The sequence below is a fragment of the Burkholderia sp. Bp8963 genome (genome assembly GCF_003854275.1).
GTDB lineage: Bacteria > Pseudomonadota > Gammaproteobacteria > Burkholderiales > Burkholderiaceae > Burkholderia.
This window is the reverse complement of the sequence record NZ_QTQP01000004.1, coordinates 179,042-202,474: the sequence shown is the minus strand read 5'-3', so window position 1 is coordinate 202,474 and position 23,433 is coordinate 179,042. Positions and strand designations below refer to the sequence as shown.

Below are 23,433 nucleotides of genomic sequence, written 5' to 3'. Positions count from 1 at the left end.
GCATACCCATGCGCCGCCGGCCGGCGCGCCAGGATCCGAATTCAATCGCTATCGTGCCCAAGTCCTCAGAAAAACTCGATCTCGCCACGCGCGCCGCGTGGCTGTATTACGTTGCGGGCGACACGCAGAACGAAATCGCCGAGAAACTGCAGGTGTCGCGCCCGGTCGCGCAGCGCCTCGTCGCGTTCGCGGTCGAGAAGAACCTGATCCGCGTGCGCGTCGATCACCAGCTCGCCGACTGTCTCGACCTCGGCGCGCAGCTGTCGAAGCGCTACGGCCTGTCGATGTGCGAGGTCGTGCCCGTCGATGCCGATGCGCCCGAAGCGATCGACCGCAAGCTCGCGGTCGCCGGTGCGCAGGTGATGGAGCGCTACCTGAACGAAACGCGACCGATGGTGATCGCGGTCAGCAGCGGCCGCACGCTGAAGGCCGCGGTCGCGCAGATCGCGCAGCTCGACCGGCCGCAGCACCGGCTCGTGTCGATGGTCGGCGCGATCGCCGCCGACGGCTCGTCGAACCGCTACGACGTCGCGCAATACATCTCCGAGAAGACGGGCGGCAAGCACTTCCTGCTGCCTGCGCCGCTGTTCGCGGACAGCGATGCCGAGCGCGCGCAATGGTGCAATCACCGGCTGTACCGGATCGTCGAGGCGCTGTCGGGCGAAGCCGACGTCGCGTTCGTCGGCATCGGCAACATCGGCACCCACTGCCCGCTGTTCGAGGACGGCTTCATCACCGAACAGGAGCGCGACGAGATGATCGCGCTCGGCGCGGTCGCCGAACTGCTCGGCGAGCCGATCGACGCGCAGGGCCGCCGGATCGCCGCATCGACGAGCGCGCGCGCAACGAGCGTGTCGCTCGGCTCGCCGCCGAAGCGCCCGACCATTGCGTTCGCGGGTGGCCCGAAGAAGCGCGACGCGGTGATCGCCGCGCTGCGTGGCGGCTGGCTGTCGGGGCTCGTGACCGACGAAACTTGCGCGCGGGCCGCGCTGGAAGCTCAGGCGTCCTGACGCCGCGCCGCCGGAAAACCATGCCGGCGCGCGCGCCACGCGCCACCCCACGCTGCCGCCAACCATCCGACGAGCACCCACGGCATCACGCCTGCACCGGGCCCGTCGAGCAGCAGCCCGCCGACGACGCCCCCGCCCGCGATCGCGAGATTCCACACCGTCACGAGCATCGACTGCGCGACATCGGCGGCTTCCCCCGCCGCGTGCGCCAACGCCGTCTGGAACAGCGTCGCCGCACCGCCGAACGCGAGCCCCCACAGCGCGACGGCCGCATAGACGAGCGGATAAGCGCCGCCCACGCCGAGCATCAACGCCGCGAGCGCGAACAGCGCGACGCTCGCGAGCGTCAGGTGCCGCAGCGCATGGACGATCCACGCGCCCGTCAGCGCGATGCCGATCAGCGATGCGACGCCGAACACGAACAGCACGGCATCGACTTGCGCGCCCATCCGCACGCCGGCGAGAAACGGCGCGATGTACGTGTACAGGATGTTGTGCGCGATCACGTACGCGAACATCACGACGAGCACCGTCCGCACGCCGGGCAGCCGCAGCACGTCGAGCACCGGCTGGTGCGTGCCCGCGTGCTGCCCCGGATAATCGGGCAGCAGCGCGCGCACCCATGCCATCAGCGCGAGCGCGGCCAGCGTGATGCCGCCGAACGCGATGCGCCATCCGAGCGCCGCACCGAGCGCGGTGCCGGCCGGAATGCCGATCGACATCGCGACGGGCGCGCCGAGCATCGCGACCGCGATCGCGCGGCCGCGCAGCCGCTCGCCGACCATCCGGCTCGCATAGCCGGCCAGCAACGCCCACAGCAGGCCGGCCGACATCCCCGCGACGAAGCGCGCGACGAGCGTGAGCGCGTAGTACGGCGACGCGGCCGTCAGCGCGTTCGACACGACGAAGCCCGCGAGCGCCGCGAGCAGCAGCCGGCGCCGGCGCATCCCGCGCGTCGCGGCGACGAGCGGAATCGCCGCGACGATCGAGCCGAGCGCATAGACGGTCACGAGTTGCCCGACGAGCGCCTCGGTCACGTGCAGATCGCCGCTCATCAGCGGCAGCAGGCCGGCCGGCAGCGCTTCGGTGAGGATCGTGATGAAGCCGGCGGTCGCGAGCGCGAGCAGATTCGCGACCGGCAGGCGTTCGCCGCGCCCATCCGCCTGCGCGAGCCGGGCCGGCGTGGAGGTCGTGTCGCTCATGCCGGCTCCCGTGCGCCGACGCCATAGACCGCATCGCGCACGTCGGTCACGAAGCGTCCGTGCATCCCTTCGTACAGCGTGTTGGTCAACGCGACGACCGTCAGCCCGGCCGCCCGGTCGATGAACCACGCATGCCCGTACGCGCCGCCCCAGCGCCACGTGCCGGCCGGCTCCGGCGACTGCGCGGCCACCGGATCGCGCAGCACCGAAAATCCGAGCCCGAAGCCGAAACCCGGTGCGGCCGGCAGGTCGTGCGCGCCCGGCTGCACCTGCCCCATCTCGTCGGTCCACGCGGTCTCCAGCCAGCCCGCGCGGCCCGTGCGCAGCGCGTCGAGCAGCGCGAGGCAGTCGCGCGCGGTGCCAACCATGCCCGCGCCGCCCGACGCAAACGCATCCGCATCGAACACGCGGGCCGGCTCGTAGCGAATGCCGACCGTGCCCTCGTACACCGGCGCGATGTCGAACGCTTCCATCCTGCGCGGCGCACCGTCCGTACTCACGTAAGGCGTCGCGACGCGCGCGGTGTCGCGCGCGACGAACCCGGTGTCGGTCATGCCGAGCGGCGTCGTGACGAGCGCCGCGACCGCCTCGTCGAGCGGACGCCCTTCGACCGCCTCGATCAGCGCACCGACCACGTCCGTCGCCAGCGAATACGCCCACGACGTCCCCGGTGCGTACTTCAGCGGCACGCTGGCAATGCGTCGCAGGTTTTCGGCAAGCGTGATGCCTGCGCGATCCATCCCGTCGGACACGCCGGCGCGTGCATACGGGCCATCGGCGTCGGCCTCGAGGAAGCGGTAGCCGAGGCCGGCCGTGTGCGACAGCAGCTGGCGCAACGTGATGTGCGCGGGGCCGCCGTCGGGCAGCGGCGGCCGGAACTCGGGCAGCCAGCGCGTGATCGGCTCGTCGAGCCCGATCCGGCCAGCCGAGACGAGCCGCATCGCCGCAGCCGTCACGATCGGCTTCGACACCGATGCGAGCCGGAACAGCGCGTCCTCGCGCATCGGCGTGCCCGCTTCCCGGTCGGCGAGCCCGGCGGCGCGCGCATAGAGCAGTTCGCCGTGGCGGGCGACCAGCATGACCGTGCCGACCACGCGTTGTTCGGCGAGCGCGCGCGCGAGCGCCGCGTCGAGCCGCTCGCGCAGCGCGGTATCCGGTTCGTGTGCGTGTTCTTGTTCGTGCGCGATGGCAGGCAGGGATGACATGGCATGACCTCGAAAGATGAAGGAACGCCCATCGTAGGCAGCCGGCGAAAGAAGAAAAACTGGGCTAGAGTTCCGGACAATCCGGACATCGTTGTCCGCAATCGGGAATCACGCATGGAAAGTCTGGGCGGCTTCGTGGTGTTCGTGCAGGTCGCGGAAACGCGCAGCTTCGTCGCGGCCGGCCGCGCGCTCGGGCTGTCGGCGTCAGCGGTCGGCAAGCGGATCGCACGGCTCGAGGCGCGCCTGAACGTGCGCCTCTTTCATCGCAGCACGCGCAGCATCACGCTGACGGCCGAAGGCACGCGCTTTCTCGAACGGTGCCGGCGCGTGCTCGCGGAGATCGACGCGGCCGAGCAGGAGCTGACGCAGACGGCCGAAGCACCGCGCGGCCGACTGCGGGTCAGCATGCCGTTGCTCAGCTCGCTGATGCTGCCGGTGCTCGCCGATTTCATGGCCGCGTATCCGGAGATCGAACTCGATCTCGACTTCAGCGACCGGCTCGTCGACGTCGTCGACGAAGGTTTCGACGCGGTGCTGCGCACGGGACAGCCGTCCGACTCGCGGCTGTCGTCGCGCCTGCTCGGCCATTTTCGACAGCACCTCGTCGCAGCACCCCACTACCTCGAGCGGCACGGCACGCCACGCACGCCGGCCGATCTCGCGACACACCGCTGCCTGCACTACCGCTTCCCGAGCAGCGGCAAGCTCGAGATCTGGCCGCTGCGTGCGTCAAGCACGGGCACGCCGCCGGACGTCCCCGTGTCGATGGTCAGCAACAACGCGGAAGCGCGCCTGTGCTTCGCGCTGCGCGGGCGTGGCATCGCGTGCCTGCCCGAGTTCTTCGTGCGCGACGCGCTCGACAGCGGCGCGCTGCGCACGGTGCTCGACGAGCACGTCGCGAGCCGCATCGCGTTCTACGTGCTGTGGCCGTCAGGCCGGCATCCGACGCCGAAATTACGCGCGTTCGTCGATCACGTCGCCGCGCACCTGCACCTCTGAACGACTCGGGTCGGGTCAGGCCGCTTCAGGTCGCTCCGGGCCGCTTCAGGTCGTCACGCGGCCTTCGCGTGCGGGCTCAGGCGGCGCAACGCTTGCCCTGCTTCGTCGAACAGGTGGCAGTGGTCCGCGTCCGCATGCACGTGCAGCAGTTCGCCGGTGCGGTACGTGTCGAGCGGCGGAATCCGCGCGATCAGGCCGTCCGGCGCGACCGCCGACTCCGCGTACAGGTACGCGGCATCGCCGAGCGATTCGACGGCCATCGTCTTCGCGGCAACACCGGCCGCGCCCGCCCCCACCTTCAGATGCTCGGGCCGGATCCCGACCGTCACCGGCGCGCCGCGCTGCAAGCCCGCCGCATCGACCGACACGCGCTGCGTGGTGCCGCTGTCGAAGCGCACGAGCACGCCGCCGGCGTCGAGCGACTCGACCGTGCCGCGCAGGAAGTTCATCTTCGGCGAGCCGATGAAGCCCGCGACGAACAGGTTCGCGGGCGTGTGATACAGCGCGTTCGGCGTGCCGACCTGCTGCACGCTGCCGCCGGACAGCACGACGATCTTGTCCGCGAGCGTCATCGCCTCGACCTGGTCGTGCGTCACGTAGATCATCGTCGTCTTCAGTTCGTCGTGCAGCCGCGCGAACTCGAGCCGCATCTTCACGCGCAGCGCCGCGTCGAGGTTCGACAGCGGTTCGTCGAACAGGAATACCTTAGGCTTCCTCGTGATCGCGCGGCCGATCGCGACGCGTTGCCGCTGTCCGCCCGACAGCTGCTTCGGCTTGCGGTCGAGCAGGTGGTCGATGTGCAGGATCTTCGCGGCGTTCTTCACGGCCTGGTCGATCTCGGGCTTCTTCGCGCCGGCGAGCTTCAGGCCGAACGCCATGTTGTCGTACAGCGTCATGTGCGGATACAGCGCATACGACTGGAACACCATCGCGATGCCGCGCTTCGCGCTCGGCACGTCGTTGACCTTCGCGCCGTCGATCAGCAGGTCGCCGCTCGAGATGTCCTCGAGCCCCGCGATCATCCGCATCAGCGTGGATTTTCCGCAGCCGCTCGGGCCGACGAACACGACGAACTCGCCGTCGGCGATGTCGAGGTTCACGTTGCGCAGCACTTCAGTGTCTTCGTAGCGCTTCGCGATGTTGCGCAGGAGCACGCTTGCCATGATTTGTCTCCGTTCGAGGTTCGATTCGTGATGCGCCGCCCGCGGGCGGCACGTTGCTCAATGCGGCAGCACCGCGCCCGTCGCCTGCCAGCGTGCGACATAGCCGGGCAGCTCGTGCATGTCGTCGAATACGTGCCGCGCACCGATCCCGCGCAACGCGTCGACCTGCGCGGGCGACGCGTGCCCCGCGCCGATGAAGCCGAGCACGGTCATGCCGGCCGCGGCCGCCGCGGTGATGCCGGTCGCGCTGTCCTCGACGACGAGGCATTGCGCAGGGGTGACGCCGAGCGCGTGCGCGGCCGCGAGATAGACGTCCGGCGCGGGCTTCGGGCGCGCGACGGCGTCTGCGCAGAACAGCCGCTCGCCGAAGAAGCGCGCGAGACCCGTGCGCGCGAGCGCGGCCTCGACGTACGCGCGGTAGCTGTTGCTCGCGCATGCGATCGTCAGCGGGATCGCAGCGAGCGCGGCCGCGATGCCGTCGACGGCCGGCGCGTTGACCGCGGCCGCTTCGACCGCGCGCCGGATCGCGTCGCCATCGGCTGCGGTGAGCGTGCGGCCGGCCGCGTCGCTCGCGCCGGCAAGCACGCGCTCGATCCGCTGCCCGAGCAGCGGCATCACCGCCGGCCGCGCATCGACGCCCGGCCAGCGCGCTTCGAGTTCGCGCACCAGCACGTCGGCGGCGATCGCCTCGCTGTCGATCAGCACGCCGTCGCAATCGCAGATCAGCACGCCGTCGTGGCGATCCATGCGTTCGCCGGCAACCCCTTCTCGAGCCACGCCCTTGCCGGCTGCACCATTGCCAGCTGCACCACTGCCGGCCGCACCTTCGCCGGTAGCACCTTCGCCGGCCGCGCTCATTTGACCGCCCCGAACGTGAGCCCGCGCACGAGCTGCTTCTGCGACAGCCAGCCGACGATCAGGATCGGCGCGACGGCGAGCAGCGACGCCGCGGACAGCTTCGCCCAGAAGAGCCCCTCGGGGCTCGAGTACGACGCGATGAACACGGTCAGCGGCGCCGCATTCGAGCTCGACAGGTTGATGCTCCAGAACGCTTCGTTCCACGACAGGATCACGAGCAGCAACGCGGTCGACGCGAGCCCCGGCAGCGCCATCGGCATCAGCAGGTAGACGATCTCCTGCCACGTCGACGCGCCGTCGATGCGCCCCGCTTCCAGGATGTCCTTCGGGATCTCGTTGAAGTAGGTGAACGTCATCCACACCGCGATCGGCAGGTTGATCAGCGTATAGACGATCACGAGGCCCGACACCGTGTCGAGCAGCCCCGCGTTTTTCCACAGCAGGTAGATCGGCACGAGCACGCCGACCGACGGCATCATCTTCGTCGACAACATCCACAGCAGCACCTTCTGCGTGCGCGCGTTCGGGAAGAATGCCATCGCGTACGCGGCCGGCACCGCGAACAGCAGGCAGATCACCGTGACACCCGCCGAGATCAGCACCGAATTCCTCGCGAACGAGAAGTAGTCGCTGCGCGCGAACACCTCGCGGAAGCTGTCGAGCGTCGGGATGAAGAACAGCGTCGACGCGTACGCCTGCTGCTCGGTCTTGAACGCGGTGATCGCCATCCAGAAGATTGGGAAGAACAGTGCGAGCGCGACCAGCCATGCGAGCGTGCCGGGCAGCGCACGCCGCACGACACCGAACACCGCCGGCATGCGCCGGCTTTCGAGAGTCAGGTCGCTCATTTTTCGTACTCCCCTTTCAGATTGCGTGCGAGCATCCGCACGAGGAAGAATGACACGACGTTCGCGACCACGACGGCGATGATCCCGCCCGCGGACGCGAGGCCGACGTCGAACTGCTGCAGGCCGAGCGCATAGATCAGGTACGACAGGTTGGTCGTCGCGTTGCCGGGGCCGCCGCCCGTCGTCGTGTAGATCTCCGCGAAGATCGACAGCAGGAAGATCGTCTCCATCATCACGACGACCGCGATTGCGCGCTTCAGGTGCGGCAGCGTGATGTAGAAGAACATCGCGATCGGGCCGGCGCCGTCGATGCGGGCAGCCTCTTTCTGCTCCTGGTCGAGCGACTGGATCGCGGTGAACAGGATCAGGAATGCGAACGGCAGCCACTGCCACGCGACGATGACGATTACCGCGGTCAACGGGTAGTCGGCGAACCAGTCGATCGGCGTCATCCCGAGCGCGCGCATCGCGTTCGCGACGAGCCCGTACACCGGATGCAGGATCATGTTCTTCCAGATCAGCGCGGACACGGTCGGCATCACGAAGAACGGCGCGATCGCGAAGAGGCGCGCGATGCCCTGCCCGTAGAACTTGCGGTCGAACAGCACGGCCATCAGCACGCCGCCGGCCACGGTGATCGCGAGCACCGCGCCGATCAGCACGAGCGTGTGCCAGATCGCGGGCAGGAACGACGGATCGGTCGCGAGGAACCGGTAGTTGTCGAATCCGGCGAAGCCTTTCACGTCCGGGTTCAGCAGGTTGTAGCGCGAGAACGAGTACCAGACCGTCATCGCGAGCGGGATCGACATCCACAACACCAGCACCGCGACCGACGGCGACACGAGCCAGCTCGCGCCGCGCCGCGGCCGGTCCTGCGCGGACGCCTGCGACGCGGCGTCGGCCGGGTGCGCGTGGATCAGGGGAAGACGTAAGTGACGCATGATCAGGACCACCTCCGATTGAAACGCGGGCGCGCAGCGCTCGCCCGCCTTGCCGCCTGGGCGCCGGCCGTGCGTCGACGAACGCACGACGCACGGCGCACGCTGCGTTACTTCTGGTAGCCGGCCTGCCGCACCGCGCGGTCGGCGGCGGCCTGCCCGGCCGCGAGCGCCTGGTCGACCGTCATCTGGCCCGCGACCGCGCCCGCGATCGACTGGCCGACGACCGTGCCGAACGACTGGAACTCAGGAATCCCGACATACTGCACGCCCGTGTACGGCACCTTCTGCGCGGCCGGATCGTTCGGGTCGGCCGACTCGATCGCCTTCAGCACGAAGTCGGAGAACGGCGCGGCGGCCTTGTACTCGGCGCGCTGATAGGTCGACGTGCGCGTGCCCGGCGGCACCGACGCCCACCCTTCATCCTTCGCGACGAGCTCGACGTACTGCTTCGACGTCGCCCACGCGATGAACTTCTTCGCGGCGTCCTGCTGCTTCGACGTCTTCGGAATCGCGAGCGCCCACGCCCACAGCCAGTGCGAGCCCTTCGGCGTCGCCTCGACCGGCGCGGCCGCGTAGCCGATCCGGTCCGAAACCTGCGACTGCTGCTTGTTGTAGAGGATCCCCGCCGCGACGGTCGCGTCGATCCACATCGCGCACTTGCCGGACGCGGTCAGCGTCAGGTTCTCGTTGAAGCCGTTCGAGCTCGCGCCGGGCGGGCCGTTCTTCTTCAGCAGGTTCACGTAGAAATTGACGGCCTTCTTCCACTCCGGCGACGTGAGCTGCGCGTTCCACTTGTCATCGAACCAGCGGCCGCCGAACGTGTTCACGACCGTCGACAGGTACGCCATGTTCTCGCCCCAGCCGGCCTTGCCGCGCAGGCAGATGCCGTAGATGCCCTTCGACTTGTCGGTCAGCTTGTCCGCGAACCCGGCGATCTGGTCGTAGGTCGGCTGGTCGGGCATCTTCAGGCCCTTCGCCGCGAACAGGTCCTTGCGGTAGAACGTCATCGAGCTCTCGACGTAGAACGGCAGCGCGTACAACTGGCCGTTGTACGACAGGCTGTCGCGCGCCGTCTTCACGACGTCGTTCAGGTCGTAGTCGGCCGGCAGGCCGGCCACGGGCGCGAGCCAGCCGCGCTTGCCCCATTGCGGCGTCTCGTAGGTGCCGATCATCACCACGTCGAACTGGCCGCTGCCGGTCGTGATGTCGGTCGTCGCGCGCTGGCGCAGCACGTTTTCCTCGAGGATCACCCAGTTCAGCTTGACGTCGGGATTGGCCTTCTCGAACGCCGGCGCGAGCTTCTTCAGCTCGATCATGTCGGGGTTGTTCAGCGTCGCGATCGTCAGCGTTCCCGCATGCGCGGCGCCGACGGCGGTGGCGAGCGCCGCGCCGGCGAACACGCGGGCGGCAAGCGTCTTTCGTTGCATGGCATGTCTCCAGTGTCTTGTGTATTGTTGATGTCGATGAACCGGCGCGCAACCGGCGCGACCGGCCGCGCGCGAGTTGCGCCGCGTCAGCTCATCCAGTTGCCGCCGTCGACGTTCAGCGTCTGGGCGGTGATGTAGTCGGCATCGGCCGACGCGAGGAACAGCGCGGCGCCCGTCAGGTCGGCGGGCAGCCCCATGCGGCCGAGCGGCACCGCTTCCCCCACGAGCCGCTTCTTCTCGCCGAGCGGCCGGTTTTCATAGCGCGCGAACAGCGCATCGACCTGCTCCCACATCGGCGTGTCGACGACGCCCGGCGCGATGCCGTTCACGTTGATCCGGTGCGGCGCGAGCGCGAGCGCGGCCGACTGCGTGTAGCTGATCACCGCGGCCTTGGTCGCGCAGTAGTGCGAAACGAGTGCCTCGCCACGACGGCCGGCCTGCGACGACATGTTGATGATCTTGCCGCCGCGCCCCTGCTCGACCATCCGCTGCGCGACCGCCTGCATCAGGAAGAACAGCCCCTTCACGTTGACGGCGAACAGGCGGTCGAACACGTCCCACGATTCGTCGAGCAGCGGGCGCATGTCGAACAGCGCCGCGTTGTTGAACAGGATGTCGATGCCGCCGAACCGCTCGACCGCGGTCGCGACGGTGCGTGCGATGTCGTCGCGGCGCGTGACGTCCGCGGTGACGGCCACGGCGCGGCCCGGGCTCGCTTCGATGAGCCGCGCGAGCGAGCCGCCGGCCGGTTTCACGTCGACGAGCACGCAGCGCGCGCCCTCGTCCAGATAGCGTTGCGCGACCGCTTCGCCGATGCCGCTCGCGGCGCCCGTCAGGATCGCGACCTTGTCCTGCAATCTCACTGGCTGTCTCCGGTTCGTTCTGCGTTGTGCGATGTGTCGCAAAGTGAGCGAATGCTCGCGACACGAATAATTGCTCTGTTTGTGATCAAATGATCGGATACGGAACCGGGACTGTCAAGGCGGATCGGGCCGGTTTCGATGATGCAGTGCGGCAGAACGGCGCCGGACGAACAGCCGGAGACGCAGGCGGGACAACGGCGAGCGGGACAGGTTGCGGCGCGGTCGGACGCGCGGGGGACGCGCGGGGGACGCGCGAGGAACGGGCCGCGGGACGGGCGGTGGGACGAGCAGCAGGACCGGCTTTGGCGCGGATAGAAAGAAACGGGACGGATGGCCGCATGCGCGGCGCGACGATACGTTATATCATCGCGATATCTTCGTTCCATCGCCTGCATCGCGCCATGGCCACTACCTCGTCAATCGCCGCCCGCCTGTCCCGCGCCGACGCGTTCGCCGCCGAGCACGGGCTCGCGTGGACGCCGCTGCGCCGGCAGGTCTACGAACGCGTGCTCGCCGCGCAGCGCCCGATCGGCGCGTACGACCTGCTCGCCGAACTCGAGCCGCAGCGCGGCCGGGTGCCGCCCACGACCGTGTATCGCGCGCTGGATTTCCTCGTCGAGCACGGCTTCATCCACCGGATCGAATCGAAGAACGCGTTCTTCGCGTGCTGCGAGATCGGCGTGCCGCACGAAGGCCAGTTCCTGATCTGCGAATCCTGCGGCGAGACCGTCGAAATTCCGGGCGGCGACCTCGCGAAGCAGTTGTCCGCGAGCGCGCCCGCGCATGGCTTCGAGGTCCATCACCAGGTCGTCGAGCTGAGCGGCCTGTGCGGACACTGCAAGACCAAGCCGGCGCAACGCTGACGCCCATCGCGCGGCCGACGCGCCGCCCCTTCCGAACGAGGAGTTTCATGTCCATTGCCCTGACGCGTGCCCCGCTATCCGCCACGCAGGCCCCCTTTTCGAACCCGGTTTCGTGCCCGGCTTTGCGCTCCTTTTCGCATTCCCTCTCGCGCCCCGTCCGCTGGCTCGCTGCCGGCCTCGCCGCGCTGTCGCTCGCGGTGCCCGCGCTCGCGCAGGCGGCCGCCATCAACGTGGTCGCGGCCGAGAACTTCTATGGCGACGTCGTCACGCAGATCGGAGGCCGCCATGTCGCGGTGACGAGCATCCTCAGCAATCCCGACCAGGATCCGCACCTGTTCGAGGCAAGCCCGAAAACCGCGCGCGCGCTGCAGCAGGCGCAGCTCGTGATCTACAACGGCGCCGACTACGATCCGTGGATGGGCAAGCTGCTCGCGGCGTCGAAGCAGGCGAAGCGCGCGACGATCGTCGTCGCGGACCTCCTCGGCAAGAAGGCCGGCGACAATCCGCACCTGTGGTACGACCCGGCGACGATGCCTGCCGCCGCGCGCGCGATCGCCGCCGAGCTCGGCCACGCGGACCCGGCGAACAAGACCGACTACGACGCGAACCTGCAGAAGTTCGTCGCGTCGCTGAAACCCGTCGACGACAAGGTCGCCGCGCTGCGCGCGCAGTACAAGGGCGTGCCCGTGACCGCCACCGAGCCCGTGTTCGGCTACATGGCCGACGCGATCGGCCTCGACATGCGCAACCAGCGCTTCCAGCTCGCGACGATGAACAACACCGAGGCGAGCGCGCAGGATGTTGCCGCGTTCGAGAACGACCTGCGCAACAGGCAGGTGCGCGTGCTGATCTACAACAGCCAGGCCGAGGAGCCGATGACGAAGCGGATGCTGAAGATCGCGCGCAGCGGCGGCGTGCCGACCGTCAGCGTCACCGAGACGCAGCCGGCCGGCAAGACCTTCCAGCAATGGATGGCCGGCCAGCTCGACGCGCTCGGCAAGGCCCTTTCCACCCGCAAGCCATGACCCGCAATCCACACGCACTCGAACTCGATCGCGTCACGCTCGAACTGGGCGGACGCACGATCCTGCGCGACGTCAGCTTCTCGATCGAGCCCGGCGAATTCGTCGGCGTGCTCGGGCCGAACGGCGCCGGCAAGACGACGCTGATGCGCGCGGTGCTCGGCCTCGTGCCGGTCGCCGGCGGCGCGCTGCGCGTCGGCGACGCGCTGGTCGCGCGCGGCAACCCGTCGATCGGCTACATGCCGCAGATCCGCAGCGGCCTCGCGAACCGCCGGATGCGCGGCTACGACCTCGTCGCGATGGCGGCCGACGGGCATCGCTGGGGCCTGCCGCACGCGAGCGCCACGACGCGGCGCGACGTCGACCGCGTGCTCGACCTCGTCGACGGCCGCGCGCTCGCGCGCCGGCCGCTGTCCGAGCTGTCGGGCGGCGAGCGGCAGCGCCTGCTGCTCGCGCAGTGCCTGCTCGGCAGCCCGAAGCTGCTGCTGCTCGACGAGCCGCTGATCAGCCTCGACCCGAACCACCAGCGCGGCGTCGTCGAGCTCGTGCGCCGCGTGCAGCGCGAGCTCGGCATCACGGTGCTGTTCTCCGCGCACGAACTGAACCCGCTCCTCAACGCGCTCGACCGCGTGCTGTACCTCGGCAACGGCGTCGCGGCGCTCGGCACCGTCGACGAGGTGATCACGAAGCCCGTGCTGTCGCGGCTGTACGGCTCGCCGATCGACGTGATGCGCGTGAACGGCAAGATCTTCGTGATGTCCGGCGACGTCGAAGTCGAGAAGCACGATCACGAGCACGAAGGCGACGATGACGCTCACGCACACGCGCACGGCGGCCACGGCCATCATCACCACGGACACGCGCACCCTCACGCGAGCGGGCAATCACACGATGTTTGAATACGACTTCATGATCAACGCCTTCGCGGCGTCGGGAATCGTCGCGGTGCTCGCCGGCATCGTCGGCTATTTCCTGGTGCTGCGCGGGCAGACCTTCGCGGGCCACGCGCTGTCGCACGTCGGCTTCACCGGCGCGACGGGCGCCGTGCTGCTCGGCATCTCGCCGATCTGGGGGATGGTCGGCTTCACGCTCGCGGCCGGGGTCGGCATGGGTGCACTCGGCGAGCGGCTCGCGGGCCGCGACGTCGCAATCGGCGTGATCCTGTCAGGCGCGCTCGGCTTCGGCCTGCTGTTCCTGCATTTCTACACGTCGTTCGCGACGCAGGTGACGGCGCTGCTGTTCGGCAACGTGCTCGCGGTCAGTCACGACACGCTCGCGGTGCTGGCCGGGATCGGCGCGGTAAGCCTCGCTGCGCTCGCGCTGATGGCGCGGCCGCTGCTGTTCGCGTCGCTGCAGCCCGAGCTGGCCGAGGCCAAGGGCGTGTCGCTGCGCGCGGTGTCGGTGCTGTTCCTCGCGGTGTGCGCGCTCGCGGTCGCCGCTGCGACGCAGATCGTCGGCGTGCTGCTCGTGTTCACGCTGCTGGTCGGCCCGGCCGCCGCCGCGCAGAACGTGTCGACGCGGCTGTCGACGGGCGTCGTGCTCGCCGCGCTGTTCGCGCTGTTCGAGGCGTGGGCCGGCATCGTGCTCGCGTATTACACCGACTGGCCGACGAGCTTCTGGATCACCGCGCTGTCGGCGCTCGTGTACGGCACGAGCCTGTTGCGGCGCAACTGATGCACGCGGCGGCTGCACGCAACTGATGCACGCCGCGGCGCGCGGCGCCCCGTCAGCCGGCCAGCACCCGCGCATGATGCGCAACGTGATCGGCGATAAACGTCGAGATGAAGTAGTACCCGTGGTCGTAGCCTGCGTGCCGCCGCAGCGTCAGCGGCTGGCCTGCCGTGCGGCACGCCGCCTCGAACACGTCGGGGTTCAGCTGGTTTGCGAGGAACTGATCCGCGAGCCCCTGATCGACCAGGATCCCGTCCGCGAACTTCCGTGCGTCCGCGCGCGCGACGAGCTCGCTCGCGTCGTAGCGCTTCCACGTTTCGCGATCGGCGCCCAGATAGCCCGACAGCGCCTTCTCGCCCCACGGGCAGCGCGTCGGCGCGGCGATCGGCGCGAACGCCGACACCGAGCGGTACACGTCCGGGTTGCGCAGTGCGAGCACGAGCGCACCGTGCCCGCCCATCGAGTGACCGAAGATGCCGAGCCGCGCGCCGTCGATCGGCAACGCGGCCGTCACCGTGTCGCGCAGCTCGTCGGCGATGTACGAGTACATCCTGTAGTGGGTCGACCACGGCGCTTCGGTCGCGTCGACGTAGAAGCCCGCGCCGACGCCGAAATCCCATGCGTCGGTCTCGCCCGGCACGCCCGCGCCGCGCGGGCTCGTGTCGGGCGCGACGAGCGCGAGGCCGTGCTGCGCCGCGTACTGCTGCGCGCCGGCCTTGATCGCGAACGTCTCCTCGGTGCAGGTCAGCCCCGCGAGGTAGAACAGCGCCGGCACGCGAGCGTGCGCGGCCTGCGGCGGCAGGTACACCGAGAACTTCATCGGCAGGCCGATCGTCGTCGAGTCGTGCCTGTAGAAGCGCTGCTCGCCGCCGTGGCACGCGTGCGATGAAATCAGTTCAAGCATCGTTGTCCCCTGTCTGTCGATCAGATGTCAACCGGAGTGGGTGCTTCAGCACTTGCCCCGGTCCCACGCAAAGCTGGCTTCGCCGTGCCGCGCGGCGTCGCGCGCGGCACGGCGACATGAATTCGTGCTCGCCATGATGGCCGATCGCCGCGCGCGACGCGTGCGGGAAACAGCCGGCGGGTTGCCTGCATGCGTCATCGGTGACGCAATGCCGCTCAGGCAATACGGCAATACAACAAGTGCCCGAGTTTAAACGCCCGTCGCGAACCACGCATCCGTGCGCGCGTACAGATCGGCGAAACGCGCGTAGCGCACCGCGAGCGCACGATCGCCCGATGGCGCCGCGACCGGCGACGCGGTGGGCGCGAGCGTGCGCAGTTCGTATTCCCGCCAGTGTCCGAGCGCGACACCCGCCAGCAGCGCCGCGCCGCGGGTCGCCGCGTTCGGGCAGTCGAGCGCGTCGAGCGACGTGCCGAGCGCGTCCGCGAGCAACTGGCGCCAGCGCGGATCGACCGAGCCGCCGCCGGCAACCCGCAGCGACGCGATCGCACGGCCCTCCGCACCTTCCGCACCTTCCGCACCTTCCGCAACCTCGGCACCCTCGGCACCCTCGGCACGAATGGCATCGAGCCCCGCGCGCAACGCGAACGCGACGCCTTCGAACGCCGCGCGCATCATCGCGCCGCGCGTGTCGCCGAGCCCGAGGCCGAGCCAGCCGCCGCGCGCATCCGGATTCATCCACGGCGAGCGCTCGCCGGTCAGGTACGGCAGGAAGGACAGCCGTTCGGACGCCGGCTGCGCGAACGCGTCGTCGTACGCGGCCGGCCAGTTCGCGTAGCCGAGCCAGCCGCGCACCGCCTCGAGCGCGAGCCCGACGTTCTGCATCGCCGCCATCGTGTAGTAGCCGCCGCCCGCCGCCGCGCGGTAGCGATGCAGCCCGCGCCGCGCGGCCGGCAGCCTGTCCGCGAGCACGACGATCTGCCCGCCGCTGCCCGTCGTCAGAAGTGCATCGCCGTCGGCGACGAGGCCGCTGCCGAGCGCCGCGCACGCGGTATCGGCGGCGCCGGTCGCGAGCGGCACGCCGGCCGGCAGGCCGAGCGCGGCGGCCGCGGCGGCGCGCAGCACACCGCAATGCGCGGTCGATGCGCGCACCGGTGCGAACAGCGCATGCGGCAGGCGAAATGCGTCGAGTTGCGCGGTATCCCATGCGCCGTCCGGCGTCGCGAGTGCGGTCGCGCACGCATCGCTCGGATCGGCGGCGACGTCGCCGCCGAGCACGATCCGCAGCCAGTCCTTCGGCTGCACGGCCCGGTCCGCCGCATCCAGCGACGCCGGTTCGTGCGCGGCGACCCAGCGCAGCAGCGGTCCCGCCATCCCCGGCGCGACCGGGTTCGCCGCATCGGGCCAGTCGCGCGCGTCGGCGTAGCGGGCCGCGCGCGTATCGGGCCAGAGCAGCGCCGGCCGCACCGGGCGGCCGGCCGCGTCGATCAGCACGACGCCGTGCATCTGCCCCGAAAAACCGATCGCGGCGACCTGCGCCCGTTCATCGGCGGGCAGTCGCGCGGCCGCACGCACGAGCGCCTGCCACCACGCATCCGGCGCGATTTCCGCCCAGCCGGGCTGCGGCGACGACAACGCATAAGGTTCGCTCGCGACCGCACGTTCGACACCATCGGCATCGAGCGTGACGAGTTTCACCGAGCCGGTGCCGAGATCGATTCCGAGCAAGCGCATGACGAAGCGACGATTTGAATGGACGGCCTTCGATGATAACGGGATCTCGATATGCGCCCCATTTTTCTCGAATCGCGAAACGCCAATGCGACCGACGGCGCCGCGTGCGCCAAAACACCCGTTCGCGGGTTAACCCCGTGCGTTTTTTTACACCCCGAAATGACCACTATTCCCGAATCGCGATACACACCATAAAGCGACCCATATTTGACATGGGGGTCCGCATTATTTTGGACGGCTATAAAACCGGGAAACCTCACTCCTGCGGCAGATTCCCGATGCTCGACACCCTGCTCCATGCCGGATTGGCATATCGAACCAGCAAAGAACGGAATAGAACCCAGTGCTCTTGTTGCGGGGGGCCGTTCCGCATAACTTCATATCACCCTGAAAACAAGATCATGGAGTGAGACAGATGCAATCGAACACGGTCCATCCGTGCGATGAAGTGTTGCCGACCGGCAAGCTCGTAACCCTCGGTCTTCAACACGTCCTCGTCATGTACGCCGGCGCGGTCGCCGTGCCGCTCATCGTCGGCGGCGCGCTCAAGCTGCCGAAAGACCAGATAGCGTTCCTGATCAGCGCCGATCTGTTTTCGTGCGGTATCGCGACGCTGATCCAGACGCTCGGCCTGTGGATCTTCGGGATCCGCCTGCCCGTGATCATGGGCTGCACGTTCGCGGCGGTCGGCCCGATGATCGCGATCGGCACGAACCCCGGCCTCGGCATTCTCGACATCTTCGGTTCGACGATCGCGGCCGGCATCATCGGCATCGTGCTCGCGCCGATGATCGGCAAGCTGCTGCGATTCTTCCCGCCCGTCGTCGTCGGCACGGTGATCTCCGTGATCGGCCTGTCGCTGATGGAAGTCGGCATCAACTGGGCAGCAGGCGGCGTCGGCAATCCGGACTACGGCAGCCCCGTCTTCCTCGGCCTGTCGCTGCTCGTGCTCACGCTGATCCTGCTGATCAACAAGTTCGGCCGCGGCTTCATCGCGAACATCTCGGTGCTGCTCGGCATCGTCGCGGGCTTCGTGATCGCATTCGCGATCGGCCGCGTGGACACGGACGGCGTCGCGCTCGCGCCGTGGGTCGGATTCGTGATGCCGTTCCACTTCGGCTGGCCGCATTTCGATCCGCTGTCGATCGCGACGATGGTCACCGTGATGTTCGTCACGTTCATCGAATCGACCGGGATGTTCCTCGCGGTCGGCGACATGGTCGAGCGTCCGGTGGACCAGGAGCGTCTCGTGCGCGGCCTGCGCGTCGACGGCCTCGGCACGCTGATCGGCGGCATCTTCAACTCGTTCCCGCATACGTCGTTCTCGCAGAACGTCGGCCTGATCGGCGTGACGGGCGTGAAGAGCCGCTTCGTCTGCGCAACGGGTGGCGTGATCCTGGTGATGCTCGGCCTGTTCCCGAAGATGGCGCAGGTCGTCGCGTCGGTGCCGCCGTTCGTGCTCGGCGGCGCGGGGATCGTGATGTTCGGGATGGTCGCGGCGAACGGCGTGAAGGTGCTGTCGAAGGTCGACTTCGTGAACAACCACAACAACCTGTTCATCGTCGCCGTGAGCATCGGCATGGGTCTCGTGCCGGTCGTGTCGCCGCACTTCTTCTCGAAGCTGCCGTCCGCGCTCGCACCGATCCTGCACAGCGGCATCCTGCTCGCATCGGTAACCTCGGTGGTCCTGAATATCGTGTTCAACGGCGTGAAGGGCGAGAAGGAAGCGAAATGCGACATCCGCCGCGCAGGCCACGATTTCGACGGGCGGCCGGTCGATCTGCACTGACCGCCCGTCGCGTGCCGGCTCGAAAGCAAGCGCACCAACTTTGCACGTGCAAAGCCCCTGCCCATAAACAAACGCCACGGACTTTCATCCGTGGCGTTGTCATGTGCGAGGCATTGCCTGCGTATCGTGTGTTGCGTCACGCACGCAATGCCGGCCGGCGCGACGTTGGCGGTTGCCCGCCATGCATCGCGATGACCGGCCCGCTTACCCGTTCGTCGCAGCGCCCGACGCCGGCGCAGGCGCCGCCGCCTTGCCGTAGTCGACCGGCTGATCGGCCGGGCGCGCCGTTTCGCCGGCCCGCTCGATCCAGCCGCCACCCAGCGCGCGATACAGGTCGACGAGGTTCGTCCAGCGTGCAAGCCGGGCGCTGATCAGCGACTGCTGCGCCGAATACAGGTCGGTCTGCGCGGTCAGCACCGACAGGTAGCTGTCCACGCCGTTCTTGTAGCGCAGGTCCGACAGGTCGTAGCGACGCTGTTGCGCGTGCTCGTTGCGCTGCAGCGCGGCGATCTGCTGGTCGTACGTGCCGCGTGCGGCCAGGCCATCCGACACCTCGCGGAACGCCGACTGGATCGCCTTCTCGTAGTTCGCGATCTCGATACGCTTCTGCACGTGCGCGAGATCGAGATTGGCGAGGTTCGCGCCGCCCTCGAAGATCGGCACCGCGATCTGCGGTGCGAACGACCACGCCGCGGTGCCGGCCTTGAACAGCCCGCCGAGCGTCGGGCTCGCGGTGCCGAACGCGCCCGTCAGCGAGATCTTCGGGAAGAACGCCGCGCGCGCCGCGCCGATGTTCGCGTTCGCCGCGAGCAGGTTCTGCTCGGCTTCCATGATGTCCGGACGACGCGTGAGCAGATCCGACGGCAGCCCGGCCGGGATGTCGGTCAGGAAGTTCTGCGCGTCGAGCGGCAGCCCCGGCGGCAGGTCGTCCGGCAACGGCTCGCCGACCAGCAGCACCAGCGCGTTCAACGCCTGCGCGCGTGCGCGCGCCTGCGCCTGCTGGTTCGCGAGCGCCGTCTCGACGATCGTCTGCGCTTGGCGCAGGTCGAGTTCCGAGCCGGTGCCGTTGTCGAACTTCAGCTTCGTCAGGTCATACGACGCCTGCGCGGATTTCAGCGTGTCTTCCGTCACCTTCAGCAGGTCGTCGGTCGACAGCACCGTCAGGTACTGGTCCGCGACCTGCGACACCAGCAGGATCTCGGTCGCCTTGCGGGCCTGCGCGGTCGCGAGGTATTTCGCGAGCGCCTGGTCCTTCAGGCTCTGGATCCGGCCGAACAGGTCGAGTTCCCACTGCGCCTGCAGCCCGACGTTGTAGCTGCGCGAGATCAGCGGCGCGCGCGTCGTCGACACGCCAGCCGGGAGGCGCTGGATCGAGCCGCTGCCAACGGCATCGAGCTTCGGGAACAGGTCCGCGCGCGTGATCTGGTACTGCGCACGCGCGGCCTCGATGTTCAGCACCGCGACCCGCAGGTCGCGGTTGTTCTTCAGCGCGAGCTCGATCAGCCGCTGCAGGCGCGGATCGACGAAGAACTCGCGCCAGCCGATGTCGGTCGCCGCCTGGCCGTTCGCGCTGCGCGCGCCGGCCGTGGCGGCCGGCTGCGTCGCATAGACGCCGCCCGACGGGAACGCCTGCGAGACGGGCGCATCGGGCCGCGTGTAGTGCGGCGCCATCGTGCAGCCCGTGGCGAAGAGCGCGACTGCGATTGCAGTCAAAGCGTGTTTTTGCATCATCACTGCCCCTTCTTCTCGTCGTCGCCGTGGTCGCCCTTCCCGGCCTGGTGCAGGTGATCCTGCGCAAGACGCAGCGCCTCGTCGACGTCTTCCTTCTCGCCGCTGAAGATTCCGCGGATCTTCACGAAGAACATCGGGATCATGAAGATCGCGAGGAACGTCGCCGTGATCATCCCGCCGATCACCCCGGTACCGATCGCGTGCTGGCTCGCCGAACCCGCGCCGTTGCTGATCGCGAGCGGCATCACGCCGAGAATGAACGCGAGCGACGTCATCAGGATCGGACGCAGCCGCAGGCGCGCCGCTTCCAGCGCGGCCTCGACCGGCCCCATCTTCTCCGTCTGCTGCAGTTCGCGCGCGAACTCGACGATCAGGATCGCGTTCTTCGCGGACAAGCCCACCGTCGTCAGCAGGCCGACCTGGAAGTACACGTCGTTCTCGAGGCCGCGCATCGTCGCCGCGAGCAGCGCACCGATCACGCCGAGCGGCACGACCATGATCACCGAGAACGGAATCGACCAGCTTTCATACAGTGCCGCCAGACACAGGAACACGACCAGGATCGAGATCGCGTACAGGATCGGCGCCTGCGAACCCGACTGGATTTCCTGGAACGACAGGCCCGTCCACGAATAGCCGACGCCTTCCGGCAGCTTCTTCGCGAGCGATTCCATCGCCGCCATCGCCTGACCGGTCGACTTGCCCGGTGCGGCCTGGCCCTGGATTTCCATCGCCGAGATGCCGTTGTAGCGCTCGAGCTTCGGCGAACCGTAGGTCCAGTGACCGGTCGCGAACGCGCTGAACGGCACCATCCCGCCCGACCCGTTGCGCACGTACCAGATCTTCATGTCGTCCGGCGTCATCCGGAACGGTGCGTCGGACTGCACGTAGACCTTCTTGATCCGGCCGTCGGTGTCGAGGAAGTTGTTCACGTACTGCGACGCCCACGCAATCGAGAACGTCTGGTCGATCGCCGCTGCGGTGACGCCGAGCGCGTTCGCCTTCTCGCGGTCGATATCCACCTTGTACTGCGGCGTGTCGTTCAGGCCGTTCGGGCGCACACCCTGCAGCGTCGGATCCTTCGCGGCCATCCCGAGCAACTGGTTGCGCGCAGCCATCAGCGCGTCGTGGCCCACGCCCGCGTTGTCCGTCAGCTCGAAGTCGAAGCCGGCGGCGGTGCCGAGTTCCGGAATCGACGGCGGGTTGAACGGGATCACGATGGCGTCCTTGTAGCCCGCGTAGCGGCCGAACATCCGGCCGATCAGCGCCTGGACCTTCTGGTTCGCGTGCTGACGCTGCGCGTAATCCTTCAGGCGGACGAACACGAGACCCGAGTTCTGGCCACGGCCCGCGAAGCTGAAGCCGTTGACCGTGAACGCGGATTCGACGATCTCCTTCTCGTCGTTCAGCAGGTAGTTCGAGATGTTCTCGAGCGTCTTGCCGGTGGTTTCCTGCGTCGAGCCGGACGGCGTCTGCACGATCACGAACATCAGGCCCTGGTCTTCATCGGGCAGGAACGACTTCGGCAGGCGCACGAACAGCAGGCCGACCGCGACGATCACGACCAGGTAGATGATGAGCCAGCGGCCCGAGCGCTTGATCACGTGGTGCACGCCGACGTGGTACTTGTCGCGGCTCTGGTTGAACGTGCGGTTGAACCAGCCGAAGAAGCCCTTCTTCTCTTCGTGGTGACCCTGCGGAATCGGCTTCAGGATCGTCGCGCACAGTGCCGGCGTCAGAATCAACGCGACCAGCACCGACAGCACCATCGCCGATACGATCGTCAGCGAGAACTGACGATAGATCGCGCCGACCGAACCGCCCGAAAACGCGACCGGCACGAACACCGCCGACAGCACGAGCGCAACGCCGATCAGCGCGCCGGTGATCTGGCCCATCGCCTTGCGGGTCGCCTCCTTCGGCGACAAGCCTTCCTCGGCCATCACGCGCTCGACGTTCTCCACGACCACGATCGCGTCGTCCACCAGCAGGCCGATCGCGAGCACGAGACCGAACATCGATAGCGTGTTGATCGAGAAGCCGACTGCCGACATCACCGCGAACGTGCCGAGCAGCACGACCGGCACCGCGATCGTCGGGATGATCGTCGCCCGCAGGTTCTGCAGGAACAGATACATCACGAGGAACACGAGCACGATACCTTCGAGCAGCGTCTTGACCACTTCCTCGATCGACAGGCGCACGAACGGCGTCGTGTCATACGGATACGAGACGACGAGGCCGTGCGGGTAGTACTTCGACAGCTCGTCGATCTTCGCGCGCACGGCCTTCGCGGTCGCGAGCGCGTTCGCGTTGGTCGCGAGCTGAATACCCAGCGCGGCGGACGGACGGCCGTTGAACTTCGTGTCGAAGTTGTAGTTCTCGCCACCGAGGCCGATCTTCGCGACGTCCTTCAGGCGCACCTGCGAGCCATCCGGGTTGACCTTCAGCAGGATGTTGCCGAACTGCTCCGGCGTCTGCAGCAGCGTCGACTCGGTGATCGTCGCCTGCAGCATCGTGCCCGGCGTCGCCGGCGTGCCGCCGATCTGGCCACCGGCGATCTGCACGTTCTGCGACGTGATCGCGGACGTGACGTCCGTCGGCGTCAGGCCGTAGTTCGTCAGGCGCGTCGGGTCGAGCCAGATCCGCATCGCGTACTGCGAGCCGAACAGCGTGACGGTGCCGACGCCGTTGATCCGGCTGATCGGGTCCTTCACGTGCGACGCCACGTAGTTCGCGAGGTCGTACTTGTTCATGCTGCCGTCTTCCGACGTGAAGGCCAGCACCAGCAGGAAGCTGCTGCTCGACTTCGTCACGGACAGGCCGAGCTGCTGCACGACCTGCGGCAGGATCGGCGTCGCGAGCGACAGCTTGTTCTGCACCTGGACCTGCGCGATGTCGGCGTTGGTGCCCGGCGCGAACGTCAGCGTGATCGTCGCCGTGCCCGAGTCGTCACTCGTCGACGACATGTACAGGAAGTTGTCGAGACCGCTCATCTGCTGCTCGATCACCTGCGTCACCGTGTCTTCCACCGTCTTCGCGGAAGCGCCCGGGTAGTTCGCGGTGATCTGGATCGATGGCGGCGCGATCGTCGGATACTGCGCGATCGGCAGCGAGAAGATCGCCGCGACGCCCGCCAGCATCAGAATGATGGCGATCACCCACGCAAAGATCGGGCGATCGATAAAAAACTTTGCCATGAA

Annotated in this window: 19 protein-coding genes; 7 read left to right on the top strand and 12 right to left on the bottom strand. The window is 68.3% G+C overall.

Annotated features, from left to right (window positions below):
- Nucleotides 1-8: 8 nt before the first annotated feature.
- The gene (locus tag DID96_RS05460) at nt 9-1,010 is read left to right on the top strand and encodes a sugar-binding transcriptional regulator (protein ID WP_124598239.1); all 1,002 of its coding nucleotides are present in this window, start codon (nt 9-11) and stop codon (nt 1,008-1,010) included.
- Here DID96_RS05460 and DID96_RS05455 read toward each other — a convergent pair.
- Nucleotides 998-2,212 carry an MFS transporter gene (locus DID96_RS05455; protein WP_124598238.1) on the bottom strand — a complete coding sequence of 405 codons (1,215 nt, stop codon included), beginning with the start codon at nt 2,210-2,212 and terminating at the stop codon, nt 998-1,000. The two genes, DID96_RS05460 and DID96_RS05455, sit on opposite strands and share 13 nt — an antisense overlap.
- Entirely contained in the window at nt 2,209-3,417 is a 1,209-nt protein-coding gene (locus tag DID96_RS05450) for a serine hydrolase (protein WP_124598237.1), read from the bottom strand. The genes DID96_RS05455 and DID96_RS05450 overlap by 4 nt, the downstream gene beginning before the upstream one ends.
- 114 nt (nt 3,418-3,531) lie before the next feature.
- Between DID96_RS05450 and DID96_RS05445 the strand changes: the two genes are divergently transcribed.
- The gene (locus DID96_RS05445) at nt 3,532-4,416 is read left to right on the top strand and encodes a LysR family transcriptional regulator (RefSeq protein WP_124598236.1); all 885 of its coding nucleotides are present in this window, start codon (nt 3,532-3,534) and stop codon (nt 4,414-4,416) included.
- Nucleotides 4,417-4,469: 53 nt separating this feature from the next.
- On the opposite strand, the gene DID96_RS05440 is transcribed toward DID96_RS05445, so the two are convergent.
- From DID96_RS05440 to DID96_RS05415, 6 genes are all read right to left on the bottom strand, one after another.
- Complete coding sequence (locus DID96_RS05440; protein WP_124598235.1) at nt 4,470-5,579, bottom strand: ABC transporter ATP-binding protein; 1,110 nt, start codon at nt 5,577-5,579, stop codon at nt 4,470-4,472.
- A gap of 57 nt (nt 5,580-5,636) precedes the next feature.
- Nucleotides 5,637-6,326 carry an HAD family phosphatase gene (locus DID96_RS05435; RefSeq protein ID WP_124598234.1) on the bottom strand — a complete coding sequence of 230 codons (690 nt, stop codon included), beginning with the start codon at nt 6,324-6,326 and terminating at the stop codon, nt 5,637-5,639.
- Between the two features lie 107 nt (nt 6,327-6,433).
- The gene (locus DID96_RS05430; RefSeq protein ID WP_124598233.1) at nt 6,434-7,285 is read right to left on the bottom strand and encodes a carbohydrate ABC transporter permease; all 852 of its coding nucleotides are present in this window, start codon (nt 7,283-7,285) and stop codon (nt 6,434-6,436) included.
- Nucleotides 7,282-8,226 carry a carbohydrate ABC transporter permease gene (locus DID96_RS05425; protein WP_124598232.1) on the bottom strand — a complete coding sequence of 315 codons (945 nt, stop codon included), beginning with the start codon at nt 8,224-8,226 and terminating at the stop codon, nt 7,282-7,284. The genes DID96_RS05430 and DID96_RS05425 overlap by 4 nt, the downstream gene beginning before the upstream one ends.
- A gap of 107 nt (nt 8,227-8,333) precedes the next feature.
- The gene (locus tag DID96_RS05420) at nt 8,334-9,653 is read right to left on the bottom strand and encodes a sugar ABC transporter substrate-binding protein (protein WP_124598231.1); all 1,320 of its coding nucleotides are present in this window, start codon (nt 9,651-9,653) and stop codon (nt 8,334-8,336) included.
- An 86-nt stretch (nt 9,654-9,739) separates the two neighbouring features.
- On the bottom strand, nt 9,740-10,516 hold the full coding sequence (locus DID96_RS05415) for an L-iditol 2-dehydrogenase (protein ID WP_124598230.1): 777 nt from the start codon (nt 10,514-10,516) through the stop codon (nt 9,740-9,742).
- A 401-nt stretch (nt 10,517-10,917) separates the two neighbouring features.
- On the opposite strand from DID96_RS05415, the gene DID96_RS05410 reads away from it, so the two are divergent.
- The 4 genes from DID96_RS05410 to DID96_RS05395 are packed head-to-tail and all read left to right on the top strand — an operon-like array spanning nt 10,918 to nt 14,075.
- A complete protein-coding gene (locus DID96_RS05410; protein WP_185732176.1) occupies nt 10,918-11,379 on the top strand; it encodes a Fur family transcriptional regulator in 462 nt (153 codons plus the stop codon).
- Nucleotides 11,380-11,426: 47 nt separating this feature from the next.
- The gene (locus DID96_RS05405; RefSeq protein WP_124598228.1) at nt 11,427-12,404 is read left to right on the top strand and encodes a metal ABC transporter solute-binding protein; all 978 of its coding nucleotides are present in this window, start codon (nt 11,427-11,429) and stop codon (nt 12,402-12,404) included.
- Nucleotides 12,401-13,300 (top strand): ABC transporter ATP-binding protein, encoded by a 900-nt coding sequence (locus DID96_RS05400; protein ID WP_124598227.1) that lies wholly within the window; start codon nt 12,401-12,403, stop codon nt 13,298-13,300. Before DID96_RS05405 ends, DID96_RS05400 begins: the two co-directional genes overlap by 4 nt.
- Complete coding sequence (locus DID96_RS05395; protein ID WP_124598289.1) at nt 13,293-14,075, top strand: metal ABC transporter permease; 783 nt, start codon at nt 13,293-13,295, stop codon at nt 14,073-14,075. Before DID96_RS05400 ends, DID96_RS05395 begins: the two co-directional genes overlap by 8 nt.
- A gap of 52 nt (nt 14,076-14,127) precedes the next feature.
- On the opposite strand, the gene fghA is transcribed toward DID96_RS05395, so the two are convergent.
- Nucleotides 14,128-14,976 (bottom strand): S-formylglutathione hydrolase, encoded by an 849-nt coding sequence (gene fghA, locus DID96_RS05390; RefSeq protein WP_124598226.1) that lies wholly within the window; start codon nt 14,974-14,976, stop codon nt 14,128-14,130.
- 249 nt (nt 14,977-15,225) lie between these two features.
- Complete coding sequence (locus tag DID96_RS05385; protein WP_124598225.1) at nt 15,226-16,710, bottom strand: xylulokinase; 1,485 nt, start codon at nt 16,708-16,710, stop codon at nt 15,226-15,228.
- Between the two features lie 415 nt (nt 16,711-17,125).
- On the opposite strand from DID96_RS05385, the gene DID96_RS05380 reads away from it, so the two are divergent.
- Nucleotides 17,126-18,499 carry a nucleobase:cation symporter-2 family protein gene (locus DID96_RS05380; RefSeq protein ID WP_124598224.1) on the top strand — a complete coding sequence of 458 codons (1,374 nt, stop codon included), beginning with the start codon at nt 17,126-17,128 and terminating at the stop codon, nt 18,497-18,499.
- A gap of 204 nt (nt 18,500-18,703) precedes the next feature.
- Here DID96_RS05380 and DID96_RS05375 read toward each other — a convergent pair whose 3' ends face one another.
- Nucleotides 18,704-20,230 (bottom strand): efflux transporter outer membrane subunit, encoded by a 1,527-nt coding sequence (locus tag DID96_RS05375; RefSeq protein WP_124598223.1) that lies wholly within the window; start codon nt 20,228-20,230, stop codon nt 18,704-18,706.
- On the bottom strand, nt 20,230-23,430 hold the full coding sequence (locus DID96_RS05370) for an efflux RND transporter permease subunit (protein WP_124598222.1): 3,201 nt from the start codon (nt 23,428-23,430) through the stop codon (nt 20,230-20,232). Before DID96_RS05370 ends, DID96_RS05375 begins: the two co-directional genes overlap by 1 nt.
- Nucleotides 23,431-23,433: the final 3 nt, after the last annotated feature.